Source organism: Ensifer sp. ZNC0028, from assembly GCF_000799055.1.
In the GTDB taxonomy this organism is placed as follows: Bacteria; Pseudomonadota; Alphaproteobacteria; order Rhizobiales; family Rhizobiaceae; genus Ensifer.
This window is the reverse complement of sequence record NZ_JTLA01000066.1, coordinates 1-13,417: the sequence shown is the minus strand read 5'-3', so window position 1 is coordinate 13,417 and position 13,417 is coordinate 1. Positions and strand designations below refer to the sequence as shown.

Here is a 13,417-nt window from a genome sequence, read left to right as displayed (position 1 = left end):
GTTGACCCTCAGTACCGGCGCCATGGCGAAGTGGTCGCCCTGTAGTAGGGCTTGTAGGAGACATGACGCAGGTACGCCTGCCGCATCAGTGGATCGGATTTCGCCATTTGGCGCAGCAACCCGACGATGGCGATCCAAACGCCGATACCGAAAAGCACGGAATAGGGAGTGAGCACGACGAAGATCAATATGACCGCAGCCAGGCCGGTGATCAGGACCAGTTCCCGGTCCGCGCCCATCAGAAGGTTCGGCCGCGAGAGTGCGCGATGAATGCGATTGCGATGAAGACCAGACCGATGTTCAGCCACGCGCGCCCTCCCCTTCAACCGAAGGCCGTGGTTTTGCGAGTGGTTCGGGCAATCCAATGGACGCGCCGGTTGCGCCAAAAAGGGCGACAATTTGTGTTGCACCGAGCAAGACGCCGGCGACAAGAACCACGTACATCAATCGTCGCGCGAAATCGTTGAGTTCGCCGCCGAAGATCAGCATTCCACCGGCGATCGCGACGGCTGCAAGAGCGATGTAACCGGCGACCGGGCCGGTGATGGACTCCTGAATTCTTTCAAGCGGCCCCTCCCATGGAAGACCGCCACCAGAACTGGCGAACGCTGGTGCGGTGGCTGAGAGAACTATTATCGTCGCAACAACTCCGAAGAGGACCCTATTCTCAGGCGACATGCCGCGCCTCCTGTTCCTCAGTGAGTTCTTCGGATTCGATTTCGTATTCGCCGTTCGCGAACTGCTCGACATGGATCACATCGCGAACGCGCCGGCTGTGTGGCGTGCGTTCGATGGAGATGATGAGGTCGACCGCTTCTCCGATCACTTCCTGCATGGGCTGCTGGCTGGCTTCTGCCGTCAGTTGCTCCAGGCGACGCAAGGCAGACGTCGCGGTGTTCGAATGGATTGTCGCCACACCTCCGGGATGTCCGGTATTCCACGCCTTAAGCAGTGTCAGTGCCGCTCCGTCGCGAACCTCGCCGACGACGATACGGTCGGGTCGCAAGCGCATTGTGCTTTTCAGCAACCGAGCCATGTCGATTGAGTCGCTGGTGTGGAGGAGAACCGCGTTGTCAGCAGAGCACTGGATTTCGGCGGTGTCCTCGAGGATTAAGAGACGATCTTCAGGAGCACTTTTGACGATCTCATTGATCACGGCATTGGCAAGTGTCGTCTTGCCTGAACCGGTTCCACCGGAAATGATGATGTTCAGGCGCGCACCTATGGCGCTCCTGATGGTGGTCGCCTGTGCTTCCGTCATGACGCCGGTACGCACATATTCGCCCAGCGGGATCATGCGTGACGCACGCCGGCGAATGGAGAACGTAGGCCTGGCGACGACCGGCGGCAACAAGCCCTCAAATCGATGGCCGCCGATCGGGAGTTCCCCGGAAATGATGGGCTGGGTGGCATCCACCTCCGACTGCAGGGCATGAGCGACCGTACCGATAACCATCTCAGCGGCAGCCGTGGACATTTCGCCGGCGGGTGCGACGCCTTGCCCGAGCCGTTCGATGAACAGCTTTCCATCCGGATTGAGCATAATCTCGACGACGGTGCTGTCGTCGAGTGCATTGCAGATTTGGTCGCCAAGCGCTTCCTGGAGTTTTCGAATGAGGCGGGGATGAGATCGAAGCTGTGTCATCGGCGCTTCCTCACGCGGCTTGGCCGAAAGGGCCAGAAATCTGAGAGTGGTAGCTGGGAGGACGAAGCTTGATAAATGTGTCCGCATCCGCCGACAGAATGCCTGTGACTGCCACGGTATTTCCGATGTTTCTTGGTTCGCCAAGGCGCCGAAGCCGCCATCCGACACGAGAGAGGATCCGTTCGAACCGGAGATCTGTCACGGTTACGATTTCGGTGAAATTGTTCGCGATGGACCACTCGATGATGCCGGCAAACATTGCGAGCGTTGCCTCATGGACCGAGCCCCCTGCTCCTCTCTCCTCGAGAGCGGTGTCCACGCAGAAGCGCGAGCTTTCGATCATGGAGGAGTGAGCGGCAAGCCGGCCATGAGGGAGAAGCGAAGGGAAAACATCGGCCAGCATGGTTGGGCCGAGCGCCGGAAGAAGCCTGGCGCAACCAATCATCCGTGCAGCGTCGGAGATACCCAGAATGTAGGTCGGTTGAAGTTCGTCGAAACGATCCCGTTCGCATCCGTCGGAAACTTGGACATCCCAACCCATCCGATCAGAAAACACACGAGCCCGCAGTTGATGTTGGGCGTGTAGAAGTCTTGCCTCGTCTTTGTTTCGGGGCGTTGAAATCGCGCGGATCTGCATGAACTCCTCCCATCGACCTCGATCGGAGAGAAGTCAGCACGAATCGCATTGAGGCGGCAGTTGTAGGATTCAACAAGGCCGTTCCCGACTGAGTCGCATGGTGAGTCTTTGGGGCAGGCTTAAAGATTGGGGTTTCGAAGCCAGCTCTCGGGCGCACGTCTTGCAGGATTCACAGTAAAACCTATGGTGAACAAAATGAGCCGAAAGGATTCCTAAAGGGCTGATTTAACGAGAATATTCGGATTGACAGCTGCGCAAGATTGCCGCGCCGTTAACCATCGATTAACCATTAAGTCCTTGCCAAGAAATGCCTTTTGCGTATCGTCACGATAAATATGCCGAACCGGCAAAAAAACCGTGACGAGAGATATCAGCGTGAGCGTGGCGAGAAACCAACACCTTGAAGCTTTGCCCAGTGTCGACGAGACGATTGGCGAGCAGGCCGATCTTCTAAGTTCACAGCTCCGGTCGATGAGCGAGGCGCTGTTCCCGCCAACGGCGAACAAAATTCTGCGGAAGTTCACGTCCGGGGAAGCCGCCCGTCTGATGAAGGTATCTGATTCTACCCTTCGGAAGATGACGCTTGCTGGCGAAGGACCGCAGCCCCAGACCACGAGCAACGGCCGCCGGCTATATACATTGCCGGAAATCAATCAGATCAGGCATCTCCTGGCGCAATCGACGCGCGGACGGGAAAGCATCGACTTTGTTCCTCATCGCCGCGCCGGCGAACATCTCCAGGTTTTGGCTGTAACGAACTTTAAGGGTGGGTCGGGCAAGACAACCACTTCGGCGCACTTGGCACAGTATCTGGCGCTTCAGGGCTACCGGGTTCTCGCTGTAGATTTGGATCCCCAAGCCAGTTTGTCCGCGCTGCTTGGAGTTCTTCCCGAGCTCGATGTCGCGTCCAACCAGACCCTTTATGCCGCGATCCGATATGACGATGAGCGTCGGAAGTTGTCTGAAGTGATCCGCAAGACCTATTTTGACGGCCTCGATCTCGTGCCGGGCAACCTTGAATTGATGGAGTTTGAGCACACGACGCCAAGGGCGCTGAGCGCTGGATCGACTGGCGAAACACTGTTCTTTGCTCGCGTGGCGGCGGCACTCGACGAGGTGGCCGACAACTACGATATCGTCGTGATCGATTGCCCTCCCCAACTCGGTTTTCTCACATTGAGCGGCTTGTGCGCTGCTACCTCCATGATCGTGACCGTGCATCCGCAGATGCTCGATATTTCGTCGATGAGCCAGTTCCTCTTGATGACGCGCGATCTTCTGGGTGTCGTCCGGGATGCAGGCGGCGAACTGAAGTATGACTTCATCCGCTACCTCCTGACGCGTTTCGAGCCTCAAGATGCGCCCCAGACGAAGGTGGCGGCGCTTCTGCGAAACCTGTTCGACGATCACGTGCTCACAAATCCGATGGTCAAATCCGCAGCCGTTTCGGACGCCGGACTGACGAAGCAGACGCTTTATGAAATTGGCCGCGAGAATCTGACGCGGTCCACCTATGACCGTGCAATGGAAGCGCTCGACGCAGTGAATTCCGAGGTGGAGACCTTGATCAAGCAAGCGTGGGGCCGAGCGTAATGCATCCTCTCGAAATCACGAGCGCGGGATCAATGCCCCCTGCGGCGCCTTCGAGAATGCGTGTGCGCGCTTCGCTCGTGGGCACACCAGAGGCATTCAACAATCGTACAGGTTCAAGTGACTTCAACACAGGTGAGGCGACATGAGCAGGCGAGACTCGATTGACTCTCTCTTCCTGAAGAAGCCAGTTGCGGCAGCGTCTTCCGCATCGAAATCTGCCGACCGCGTGCGAACAGGTGCGATCTCAGCAATGGGAACCTCGCTGCACGAGATGGCCGAGAACGCGAAGCAGGCTACAAGACTTCAGCAGCAGTTGGCTGAAGGCGAAGCTGTCATCTCGATCGAGACGGGATCGGTCGATAGCTCCAAGATCTTGGATCGCATTCCCATCGACGTTGATTCAGCCTTCGACGCACTTGTCGAGAGCATTGCAGAACACGGACAACAGGTCCCGATCCTTGTTCGGCCGAACCCGCAGGATTCCGGCCGCTTCCAGATTGCCTACGGTCGTCGTCGATTGAAGGCCGCCGAGAAGCTGGGACGACCAGTCAGCGCAATCGTACGAAACCTCTCTGATAGCCAGCTCTACATCGCCCAGGGCCGCGAAAACCTCGACCGCAAGGATCTGTCGTTCATTGAAAAGGCGTTCTTCGCGAAGAACCTAGAAGATGGCGGATGCGATCGCCCGACGATTATTGCCGCGCTGGCTGCAGATAAGGCAGATGTGAGCCGCTACATAGCAATCGCACGTCAGATACCTGAGGACCTGGTGAGAAAGATCGGTCCGGCGGCAAAAGCTGGGCGCGCGCGTTGGCTGGCGCTGGCTGATCATCTCTCCTCCCCCGAGAGGCTGGCCGCTGCGCACGAACTCCTCGCGAAATACGCGCAGAACCAGCTTGAGAGCGATGCACGTCTAGACGCTCTGCTTCGTGCAATGCTTAAGCCTACCAAGAACTCGAAGCCTGACAGAGAAGACTGGCGCACCCCGCATGGAAAGCGCGGAGCTCAAATTGAAGGGCGCGAGGGAAAGACGACGATTACGTTCGATGAGAAATCGGTCCCGGCGTTCGCACAGTTCGTATCGGGCAAGCTGGACATCCTGTTCGAGGAATTCCAACAGCTTAACGGCGAGGGAGAGAACCGATGAAATAAGCGTGTGATGGTTTGGTGGATCGCACTCACACGGCAAAGAAAAAGCCCCCCGAAACGAATTCCGAAGAGCCTTCTCCACTTTGGTCGGTTGAGAGAATCGCACTTCCCGGAATCCCCGTCAAGAGTTTTTGGCACTGTCTTCGGTGAGCGTTTTTCTGTTGCCTCTCGAAAGGTGAAAGAAAAATGCAGAGTGGATATGTGACGACGCCTTTTGGGCGGCGTCCGATGACGCTTGCCCTCGTGAAAAATCAATTCGCCGCGGCGGACATCGAGGAAGGCAAAACAGTCGACAAGTGGAAGGTTTATCAGGATGCCTGCGCAGCACGTTCCCTTCTGGGCGTGCGCGACCGGGCACTGGCAGTGCTCAGCGCGCTTCTGTCCTTTTACCCCGCGAACGATCTGAGCGAAGCTTCCAACCTCATCGTGTTTCCCTCCAACGCGCAGCTGACAGCACGCGCGAACGGAATTGCAGGTACGACCCTGCGGGAGAACCTGGCGATCCTGGTACAAGCCGGGCTAATTCATCGCCACGACAGCCCTAACGGCAAGCGCTACGCCCGCAAAGATCGCGATGGCACGATCGAAGCTGCCTATGGTTTCAGCCTGGCGCCCCTGCTTGCGCGCTCGGAAGAGATCGCTCTCTTGGCTCAACAGGTCAATGACGAAATCCGTCGGCTGAGAGTGATCAAGGAGAAGGTTACGATTACCAGGCGCGATGTGCGCAAGCTCATATCTGCCGCGATCGATGAGGGGGCCTCGGGTGATTGGGAAAGCATCGAAGCACAGTTCATTGCGATAGTGGCGAAGCTACGGACGGCGAAAGAAGCGTCGGACTTCACAGGGTGCCTCGACGAGCTCGTCCTTTTGCACGAAGGGATCGTCAACCTGTTGGAAGTGCAGATTATTTCGGAAAAAACCGCTATCAATGGCGACGAAATCCGTCAGCACATACAGAATTCAAATACCGAATCTAAAATTGAACTTGAACCTAGCTCACGAAACGAGCTGGGGGCGAAGTTGCGGGAAGAACCGCTAAGTCGTAAGGATGCGGTCTCGGTGTTTCCTCTGGGCATGGTTCTGAGAGCTTGCCCGCAGATAGCGGACTACGGGCAAGCTGGCCGAGTTGAGAGCTGGCGCGATTTGATGAGTGCCGCGGTAGTCGTACGGTCTATGCTCGGAGTTTCGCCGTCGGCCTATCAGGAAGCTTGCGAAATCATGGGGCCTGAGAATGCGGCGGTCGTTATTGCCTGCATTCTTGAGCGAGCTGGACACATCAACTCTGCGGGAGGATATCTCCGGGACCTTACCGGGCGCGCGGCAAAGGGAGAATTTAGCCTGGGGCCGATGCTGATGGCGCTTCTGCGAACGGGGGGCGCAGTGCAGCTCAGATCGGCGTAACCCCTGCCCTTCCGAGCACGGGCAGCCACAGCGAAAAAGCCGAAGTCCCAGCCCCCGCGCCCGAGGGTATATGTGGCAGATCAGCAGCGAGGTTCCCTACGAAGATGAAATCGAGCCGGCCGCTAGCGAATGCCGCTGCTGATCAAGGGTCGACCAACCGCAATGGACAGCCCCAGTCCTCGACGAAAAATGACGCGGGGGCTGCTCGTTTTCGCAAGAGCCGCGGCGGCATTGTCCGGAATGTGCCGCGGTCGGCTGACATTAGCCCAACGTACCGGCAAATCGTTCTGGCCACTTCTCGCGTTGGAAGACTTCGACGATGAAATCGATAAACACGCGGGTTTTTGCGGGTAGCAAGGTCCGGTTCGCATAGTAAATCGAAATCGGACCGGCATCGGCGTACCAGGCAGGGTTCAGCCGGACAAGCTCGCCGTTCTCCAGGTACGGCAGGGCGTCAGGCTTCGCGATCATGGCGACACCAAGCCCGAGGACCGCGGCGGACCGCATTGCGCCCGGGTCGTTGACGACGATCCTTTCCTTCAACACCGCTGGCAGTTCGTCGCCCGGGAAGTTTCTCATCTGCCATTGTCGAATTCGCCCCGTCCGCATCGAACGCATGACGATCCCATCTAGCTCATTCAGGCCGGATGGGTCGTGAGGCGGAACGCGGTCCTTCATGTATGACGGCGAGGCAACCGCGATGATGTGGGCCGAGGCAAGGGTTTTTGCGATGATGCCCGGTGTCAGCTCGAATCCGCCACCGATCGCCGCGTCGTATCCCTCGGCGATCAGGTCAACCTGCCGATTCTCGAACATCCACTCCGGCCTGATCAGCGGGTATCGGCTCATGAACTCGGGCAAGGTCGGAAGAACGTATTCAACTCCAAATGTCGGACTCATGCTGAGCCTCAGCACGCCTGCTGGTTCGGCCTGTTCATTGGATGCCTCGGCAATCGCACCTTGAAGGCTCTCCAGGTGATCACGGACCGAATGGAGGAAGCGCTCGCCAGCCTCCGTCAGCGTCAGACTTCGCGTGCTGCGGTGGAAGAGCCTGAGCTTGAGGTTGGATTCGAGGGTAGCGACGTTCCTGCTCACCGCGGCTGGCGTCAGACCCATCCTACGGGCTGCGGAAGAGAAACTGCCAAGCTCGGCGCTGCGAACGAAGGACTCCAGATTTGCCAGTGTTTCCATGCGCCACCCTTCAACGATTGCTTGAAAGTAATAACAGTCAATACCGTCTAATCATAGAGGAATAAGAGGGCGATATTCACTCCATCGAAACCAAGCAATGGAGTGACCACAATGACCAACACCTCTCTGAAACTCTCCGGCAAGACCGCTCTCGTGACGGGCGGTTCGCGCTCTATCGGTGCAGCCGTCGCAAAGCGCCTTGCGGCAGACGGAGCCGCAGTCGCCATCACCTACAGCGCATCGCCCGAAAAGGCAGCCGATGTCGTGAAGGAAATCGAAAACGCAGGCGGTCGTGCCATCGCCATACATGCCGACTCCGGAAATCCCGACTCCGTGCGGGCCGCGGTGGCCAAGACCGAGGAAATGTTCGGTTCGATCGACATCCTCGTCAACAATGCAGGTATCGCGCTCGGCGGTCCGATCGAGGACATCAAGTTCGAAGACTACGAGCGCATGATCGCGGTCAACGTGACGGGTGTGTTCGTCGGCACGCAGGAGGCTGCACGCCGCATGAAATCGGGCGGCCGCATCATCCATATCGGCTCTTCCATGGTCCGCTACGCAGCCTTTCCGACTGCCTCGCTCTACACGCTGACCAAGGGAGCGGTCGCCGGCTTCAACCGCAGCCTCGCGCGAGACCTCGGTCCCAAGGGCATCACTGTGAACACCGTACACCCCGGCCCGACCGACACTGACATGAATCCCGATGGGGGCCCTGTTTCGAAGATCGTCAGCCCCGGCATGGCGATCGGCCGCTACGGCAAGGACTACGAGGTCGCCAGCGTCGTGGCTTATCTCGCAAGCCCCGAGGCTGCCTTCGTAACGGGTGCTGACATCGTGGCCGACGGCGGCTTCACCGCCTGATCATAAATCCAATCCGGAGACCCCCCATGTCTATTGGTATCATTGGAGCCGGCGAGATCGGCTCCGCATTCGCCCGCGCGCTTGCCCGGAACGGTATCGCCGCAACGATCTCCAACAGCCGCGGTCCCGACACATTGCGGGACTTCGCGCAAGAACTGACGCCACACATTACGGCAGGCACGATCGAAGAAGCGGCCAAGGCTGATCACGTCCTGGTCGCCGTGCCTTGGTCGAAGTTGCCAAAGGCGTTGGCGGGTCTTCCTGATTGGGCAGGCCGCATCGTTATCGACGCCAACAACCCGATCGAGCGTCCGCTCTTCCAGCCGGCCGAACTCAATGGCCGACTGTCGACGGAAGTGTTCGCTGACCTGGTGCAAGGCGCTCGTGTCGTAAAGGCGTTCAACCATCTCCCTCCGCATCTGCTCTCTGGCGATCCGCGTGCTGAGGGTGGAAGCCGCGTCCTCTTCTATTCGGGGGACGACGCGAGGTCGAAGGCTCAAATAAACGCACTGATCGCCAAGCTGGGCTTCGCGGGGATCGATCTCGGTCCGGTCGCAATCGGTGGAAAGCTGGTGCAGTTCCCCGGCCGTCCGCTCCCCGCACTCAATCTCGTGAAATTTGGATGACTGACTTCGGCGGGGAGCATACGCTTCGGGGCTCAAGTGCTTGCTGAACGGATTGGCTGTCATCACAAGTGACGCTCGAGTGATCGGCTGCTGCAATTGTGCGCATGAGTTATAGGGAGGGAGCATCGGCCGCTCCCTCCTGACTGCGAGGTTCAGTCCGCCCTACTCGGCGCCGGTGCGCCACTAGGGTCTTGGATGTCGGCATTGCTTCGCTGGTACAACCGTCGCAAGTTGTCACATCCCCTCCCCTGCCCGCATAGTTGACGACACCGTTGCGATCTGAAGCATGTGTGCGGCGGCGGCCAATGGGAACGCAGGATCGCGACAGTCCTCGTCTGACTGGAGAATCTGAACCGGGTAGCACCGACGTGACGAGTCGGTAGATTGGCGGTGACGTCTACCTCCCTCGACGGACGCGCTGACCGTTATCAGGGTTGCTTTGTTGGGAGCTCCCAACAGAAGTTCTTCCGCTCGCCCGCGCAAGTTTACGCGAGACCCAAGAGCCACTGTGGCGCCGGTTCAGATCGCCTTGATACGCCGGCTCCCCTTGTTCCCGATGGCCATTGCGGAACTCCGCGTCCTGGAAGAATTTGGATAGCCGCCGCCTATCCTGTTGGGAGCTCCCAACAGGATAGGCGCGACAAGCCAACAGAGCGCCGCTTGGCGAGGCATGTGACGGGAACACGCCACATTTTAATCGACGCGCCAGTTCTCAGAGGGAACAATCGGTGGAAGCCGTGGCGAGGGCGTCCGGCAATCTGAGCGTCGGCGACCTCCCACAACACGTGCTCCTCACTGAGGTGATAAAGCAGGGCAGTTTCAGGAACCAGGGGAAGCTTTGACCACGGTGCTGCCCGAGACGCTCTGCTGTCCTCGCACGTCTTTTCGCCAACGCGATTATACTAGGACGACCGGCCTTAAGTTGGTTGCCTGTGGCAGGTTTAGTGAGCCCCGAGTGCACCCCAGATCGCGCAGGTCGCGCGGGCTTTGGCCCGCGAGGTATGAGTGATCGCGAAGTCGCTTTCGGCACTCGATCTGCCTGAAGAGCTCCGAGCATTCCGTCTTCCGGCCGCGCTCGATCTTGAAGGCGAAGGCGATCTGCTGGTGCTCGGCCAAGGCTGCAACTGCCCTCGAATGGATGCGACCGATACCAGCCGCGTGGGGCGAAGGGGGGCCTCGACCGTTTGATACCTGCAAGTAGGGGAACGGCCGCGGCGAATAGTTCAGTGTCGCCTTCCTGGGTACCTTGCCTTTGTGGGACCTAAGCCATGCGCCGAAAACATAGCGGATCTGGGTCCGCCTGCTTGCAACCTGTCATCAGGATCGAATCGGCCGACGGGGGCGTTAGCACCGGCCGGTCGCGTTGGAAGCCGGTTCAGCGCCGATGCTGCGTCCTGGGGCCAGCACTTCAACGCACCTACTGGTCGGCCAATCAGGATCACGTTTTCATCATCACCGCTGGTCGACCGATCGATGATGGGGGTAGTCCGAGCGCCTGCTAGGAGCCCGCGAGATCATTGCTGCGTGCATTCTCGAGAGGGAAGGGCAAATCGTATCGGTCGGCGGTCAATTGCGCGACCTGACGCGGAACGCGGGGAGTTTTCAATTAGGCCGATGCAGATAACGCACATGAGAGCCAATGGGGCAACGGCCAAACGGGTTGGATAGAACAGTTGAAGCGGTGATGACCGCTCCGTTATGGATTGCTTTCATGAGTGATAGGCGTCCTTCTATAGCTCGCTCTTGGCGGAGAACATGAGGTATCGCGACTGAATCTATCGCTCATTCGTATCGATAAAAAGGGCAGTAGCGACAACTGAGCAATGCGGGTATCGCCGTGGGCGGTTTCGGCGAAGGGGCCGACCCTCGCAGAGGGTTAGCGCTCATCGAAGCCGCTCGACTCAAAGGGATCCGGCGAGATCTCGTAAGAGTTTTCCTGCGATGGGAAGCGGCATTGCTTCGACTGTTTCGCTCAGAGGGTAGGTTTCAGATCCGGGATAGATCACCAGTCGCCGTTCGGGATCTATCGCCTCACAGGCGAGATAGAACCCTTTTTCGAGTTTTGGAGTGAGGCTGCGTTTGATTTCGATTGCCCAGGGTCGCCCGCCGGGCGGTGTTACGAGGAGATCAATCTCGGCGCCCGCTGCCGTCCGATAGAAGTTCAGCTGGGTGCCGTACGGCACGGCTCCGGAGAGGGTTTCAATGACGAAACCTTCCCAGCTCGCGCCCGCGACGGGATGCCCGAGGACTTGTTCTTGGTTCGTCAGACCCAGAAGGGTGTGAGCTATGCCACTGTCGCGAACATACACGCGCGGCGATTTTACCAGGCGCTTTCCCACATTGGAGTGCCAAGGTTCTAGCCGCCGAACCAATAGGAGGTCGACAAGGAGGTCTAGATAGCTCGCAACGGTCTTGCCATCGACCCCAAGCGCGCGGGCGAATTCGGCGGCATTTAGGAGGCCCGTCGATCGGATGCATCTCAAGATAGGCGATGCGGCCGGCAAGACTTTCTCCGATCGGCATCGGATTCGAGATCAAGATAGATTGATTGCCGCTGCTCAGCGGTTGCGAGAGCGAGCGTCGTTTTCCTAGCCTGGCGCGGTCCAATGAGTGCGACGGCGGGGTTCGTATCGATAAGTTCTGTGAGTGTGGAAGCTATTTGGCGCTCAATCATCCTTGCATTTATGGAGTTCCATTCCAGAAATGCAAGGTAAAGATGATGGCGAATGCGGTTTCTGGCTTCTGCGTGCGGGAAGTGAACGTCGGCGCAGCCTCAAAGCACTAATCTTGCCGCTCGTCCTTGCTTGCGTTCTGCGTCGTTGTAGTAGCGAGCTGCCTGCGTCACCGACCTATGCAATGACTGCTGCATGGCTTCGGGCAGGGGGATACCGCGGTTGGCGGCTTCGGTCAGGTAGCCGGACCGAAGGCCATGCGCCGAGAACAGCGCCGGATCGAATCCGGCCTGTTTGCAACGGGTCTTCAGGATCAGGTTGACCGACTGAGGGGTCAGCGCCCGTCGGTCAATATTTCCCCATTGATCAATGCGTCGGAACACCGGGCCATCTTTGACGTTCGCCTGCTCGAGCCAGTGCTTTAGCGCGACCACCGGCCGGCCAATCAGAACGACGTTTTCATCGTCGTCGCTGGTTGTCGTCTTGGTGCGGCCGAGGCGGATCGACAGGCAGGGCAGGGGAGGGGAGTTCGCGTCGTTCGGATCGGCACGAACAGGGTCTTCGTCGACAATATCCTCGACGCGCAGGGCCGCCACTTCCGATCGCCGCCGCCCGCCGGAGGCAAACGCTGCTAGAAGCAGCGCCCGGTCGCGCAGGTCGACCAGGCGCTCGCCGGCGCAGGCCTGCAGCAGTTCTGCCAGAATGTCGGCGGTGACGGCCTTCTTGCTTTTGCGCTGTCGCGGTCGAGCGCTGGCGCGCACGGCAAGGCGCAAGGCAGATTTGAGCGAAGGGCCGTTGAAGGCACCGGTGAGCCCGCGCCAGCGGGTGAGGATCGACCAGGTGGTCAGGCGTCGCCGCACCGTGTCCGGCGCATGGGGGCCTTTCGCGCGCAGCAGGCGGCTTTCCCGCAAGCCGGCCTCGACATCGGCCGGCATGCCATGATCGGCATCCTCGGCGCGCTTGAGGGGATCCCAAAGGTGGTGGGCGACAAATTTCAGCAGCAGGCTTTCGGGTGCGGGCCAGGGCAGGGGGCTGCCGGTGGCAAGCTGACACCAGGTCCCGAGATAGCCAAGATCGGAGGCAAGTGCGCGCAGCGTGTTGTCGCCCATGCCTTCGCCAGCGAGATGCTTGAGCGTCGCGACGTCGTCGTCGGTGAGCAGGGAAGCGAGCTGGTCACGCCGATCGAAGGGCAGAATGGAATCGAGCGCGTCGAGTTCTTCGGCGCGTTTTAGGGTGGATGCTGAGGAGGCTTCGCTCATTTCGGCAGGCCGTTGATATCGTAGAGATCGCCGTGAGCCGACGTCATGCGGCGCACCGAACCCGGGATGCTTTCTGCGGCACACAGCCATACGTCTTCGATCGAGGCGGATCCTCCGCTCTGGCTCAGCTTGGCGCCTTGTGTAGTCGCCGACACATCAGCGGGCGCTTTTGCTGGCTCGGTTTGAGCTGCCATGGACAAACCTCACGCCGCATCGATGTCGGTTTGCGAAAAATCGTTGCCCTTGTAGAGGAGTGGTTCTCCGGAAAGCGTGGCAAGAGCATAGGAAAAGCAGTCGCCGTAGTTGAGGCTGGCCGGATGACGGCCCTTGCCAAAACGCCGCCAGGCGCGTCGCGCGCGATCAGCATGGTCGGCTGTAAC

At 59.1% G+C, this 13,417-nt stretch carries 15 protein-coding genes; 6 read left to right on the top strand and 9 right to left on the bottom strand.

Going from position 1 to position 13,417, the window contains the following annotated elements; all coding sequences use genetic code 11:
• Nucleotides 1–8 precede the first annotated feature (8 nt).
• The 4 genes from L981_RS15205 to traI are packed head-to-tail and all read right to left on the bottom strand — an operon-like array spanning nucleotide 9 to nucleotide 2,282.
• Entirely contained in the window at nucleotides 9–308 is a 300-nt protein-coding gene (locus L981_RS15205; protein ID WP_043617618.1) for a conjugal transfer protein TrbD, read from the bottom strand.
• A complete protein-coding gene (locus tag L981_RS15200) occupies nucleotides 301–678 on the bottom strand; it encodes a TrbC/VirB2 family protein (protein ID WP_043617616.1) in 378 nt (125 codons plus the stop codon). The genes L981_RS15205 and L981_RS15200 overlap by 8 nt, the downstream gene beginning before the upstream one ends.
• Nucleotides 668–1,645, bottom strand: coding sequence for a P-type conjugative transfer ATPase TrbB (gene trbB, locus L981_RS15195; RefSeq protein ID WP_043617614.1), 978 nt, complete (start codon nucleotides 1,643–1,645; stop codon nucleotides 668–670). Before trbB ends, L981_RS15200 begins: the two co-directional genes overlap by 11 nt.
• Nucleotides 1,646–1,655: 10 nt before the next feature.
• Nucleotides 1,656–2,282, bottom strand: a complete 627-nt coding sequence (gene traI, locus L981_RS15190) for an acyl-homoserine-lactone synthase TraI (RefSeq protein WP_043617612.1) — start codon at nucleotides 2,280–2,282, stop codon at nucleotides 1,656–1,658.
• A 375-nt stretch (nucleotides 2,283–2,657) separates the two neighbouring features.
• On the opposite strand from traI, the gene repA reads away from it, so the two are divergent.
• From repA to repC, 3 genes are all read left to right on the top strand, one after another.
• Entirely contained in the window at nucleotides 2,658–3,875 is a 1,218-nt protein-coding gene (repA, locus tag L981_RS15185; protein ID WP_043617841.1) for a plasmid partitioning protein RepA, read from the top strand.
• 142 nt (nucleotides 3,876–4,017) lie between these two features.
• Nucleotides 4,018–5,022, top strand: a complete 1,005-nt coding sequence (gene repB / locus L981_RS15180) for a plasmid partitioning protein RepB (protein ID WP_043617610.1) — start codon at nucleotides 4,018–4,020, stop codon at nucleotides 5,020–5,022.
• A 188-nt stretch (nucleotides 5,023–5,210) separates the two neighbouring features.
• On the top strand, nucleotides 5,211–6,425 hold the full coding sequence (gene repC, locus L981_RS15175; protein ID WP_043617609.1) for a plasmid replication protein RepC: 1,215 nt from the start codon (nucleotides 5,211–5,213) through the stop codon (nucleotides 6,423–6,425).
• 261 nt (nucleotides 6,426–6,686) lie between these two features.
• On the opposite strand, the gene L981_RS15170 is transcribed toward repC, so the two are convergent.
• A complete protein-coding gene (locus tag L981_RS15170; RefSeq protein ID WP_043617606.1) occupies nucleotides 6,687–7,616 on the bottom strand; it encodes a LysR family transcriptional regulator in 930 nt (309 codons plus the stop codon).
• A 111-nt stretch (nucleotides 7,617–7,727) separates the two neighbouring features.
• Between L981_RS15170 and L981_RS15165 the strand changes: the two genes are divergently transcribed.
• The 3 genes from L981_RS15165 (at nucleotide 7,728) to L981_RS15155 (ending at nucleotide 10,294) form a co-directional block, all read left to right on the top strand.
• Complete coding sequence (locus L981_RS15165) at nucleotides 7,728–8,480, top strand: 3-oxoacyl-ACP reductase family protein (protein ID WP_043617605.1); 753 nt, start codon at nucleotides 7,728–7,730, stop codon at nucleotides 8,478–8,480.
• A 26-nt stretch (nucleotides 8,481–8,506) separates the two neighbouring features.
• Entirely contained in the window at nucleotides 8,507–9,106 is a 600-nt protein-coding gene (locus L981_RS15160; RefSeq protein WP_043617603.1) for an NADPH-dependent F420 reductase, read from the top strand.
• Nucleotides 9,107–10,111: 1,005 nt separating this feature from the next.
• Nucleotides 10,112–10,294: a hypothetical protein gene (locus L981_RS15155; protein WP_043617601.1), complete on the top strand. Its 183-nt coding sequence runs from the start codon at nucleotides 10,112–10,114 to the stop codon at nucleotides 10,292–10,294.
• 713 nt (nucleotides 10,295–11,007) lie between these two features.
• On the opposite strand, the gene L981_RS15150 is transcribed toward L981_RS15155, so the two are convergent.
• From L981_RS15150 to L981_RS35540, 4 genes are all read right to left on the bottom strand, one after another.
• Nucleotides 11,008–11,610, bottom strand: coding sequence for a DUF4143 domain-containing protein (locus L981_RS15150; RefSeq protein WP_245281635.1), 603 nt, complete (start codon nucleotides 11,608–11,610; stop codon nucleotides 11,008–11,010).
• A 269-nt stretch (nucleotides 11,611–11,879) separates the two neighbouring features.
• Nucleotides 11,880–13,037 carry a site-specific integrase gene (locus L981_RS15145; RefSeq protein ID WP_043617599.1) on the bottom strand — a complete coding sequence of 386 codons (1,158 nt, stop codon included), beginning with the start codon at nucleotides 13,035–13,037 and terminating at the stop codon, nucleotides 11,880–11,882.
• Nucleotides 13,034–13,231, bottom strand: coding sequence for a hypothetical protein (locus tag L981_RS34530; RefSeq protein ID WP_156134100.1), 198 nt, complete (start codon nucleotides 13,229–13,231; stop codon nucleotides 13,034–13,036). The genes L981_RS15145 and L981_RS34530 overlap by 4 nt, the downstream gene beginning before the upstream one ends.
• Before the next feature lie 9 nt (nucleotides 13,232–13,240).
• A partial coding sequence (locus L981_RS35540) for a type II toxin-antitoxin system VapC family toxin (RefSeq protein ID WP_043617597.1) occupies nucleotides 13,241–13,417 on the bottom strand: 177 nt, incomplete at its 5' end.

Bases quoted from the DNA above. Each gene is read 5' to 3' on its own strand.
- L981_RS15200 (WP_043617616.1), bottom strand. From the start codon at position 678: ATGTCGCCTGAGAATAGGGTCCTCTTCGGAGTTGTTGCGACGATAATA.
- trbB (WP_043617614.1), bottom strand. From the start codon at position 1,645: ATGACACAGCTTCGATCTCATCCCCGCCTCATTCGAAAACTCCAGGAA.
- traI (WP_043617612.1), bottom strand. From the start codon at position 2,282: ATGCAGATCCGCGCGATTTCAACGCCCCGAAACAAAGACGAGGCAAGA.
- repB (WP_043617610.1), top strand. From the start codon at position 4,018: ATGAGCAGGCGAGACTCGATTGACTCTCTCTTCCTGAAGAAGCCAGTT.
- repC (WP_043617609.1), top strand. From the start codon at position 5,211: ATGCAGAGTGGATATGTGACGACGCCTTTTGGGCGGCGTCCGATGACG.
- L981_RS15170 (WP_043617606.1), bottom strand. From the start codon at position 7,616: ATGGAAACACTGGCAAATCTGGAGTCCTTCGTTCGCAGCGCCGAGCTT.
- L981_RS15165 (WP_043617605.1), top strand. From the start codon at position 7,728: ATGACCAACACCTCTCTGAAACTCTCCGGCAAGACCGCTCTCGTGACG.
- L981_RS15160 (WP_043617603.1), top strand. From the start codon at position 8,507: ATGTCTATTGGTATCATTGGAGCCGGCGAGATCGGCTCCGCATTCGCC.
- L981_RS15145 (WP_043617599.1), bottom strand. From the start codon at position 13,037: ATGAGCGAAGCCTCCTCAGCATCCACCCTAAAACGCGCCGAAGAACTC.
- L981_RS34530 (WP_156134100.1), bottom strand. From the start codon at position 13,231: ATGGCAGCTCAAACCGAGCCAGCAAAAGCGCCCGCTGATGTGTCGGCG.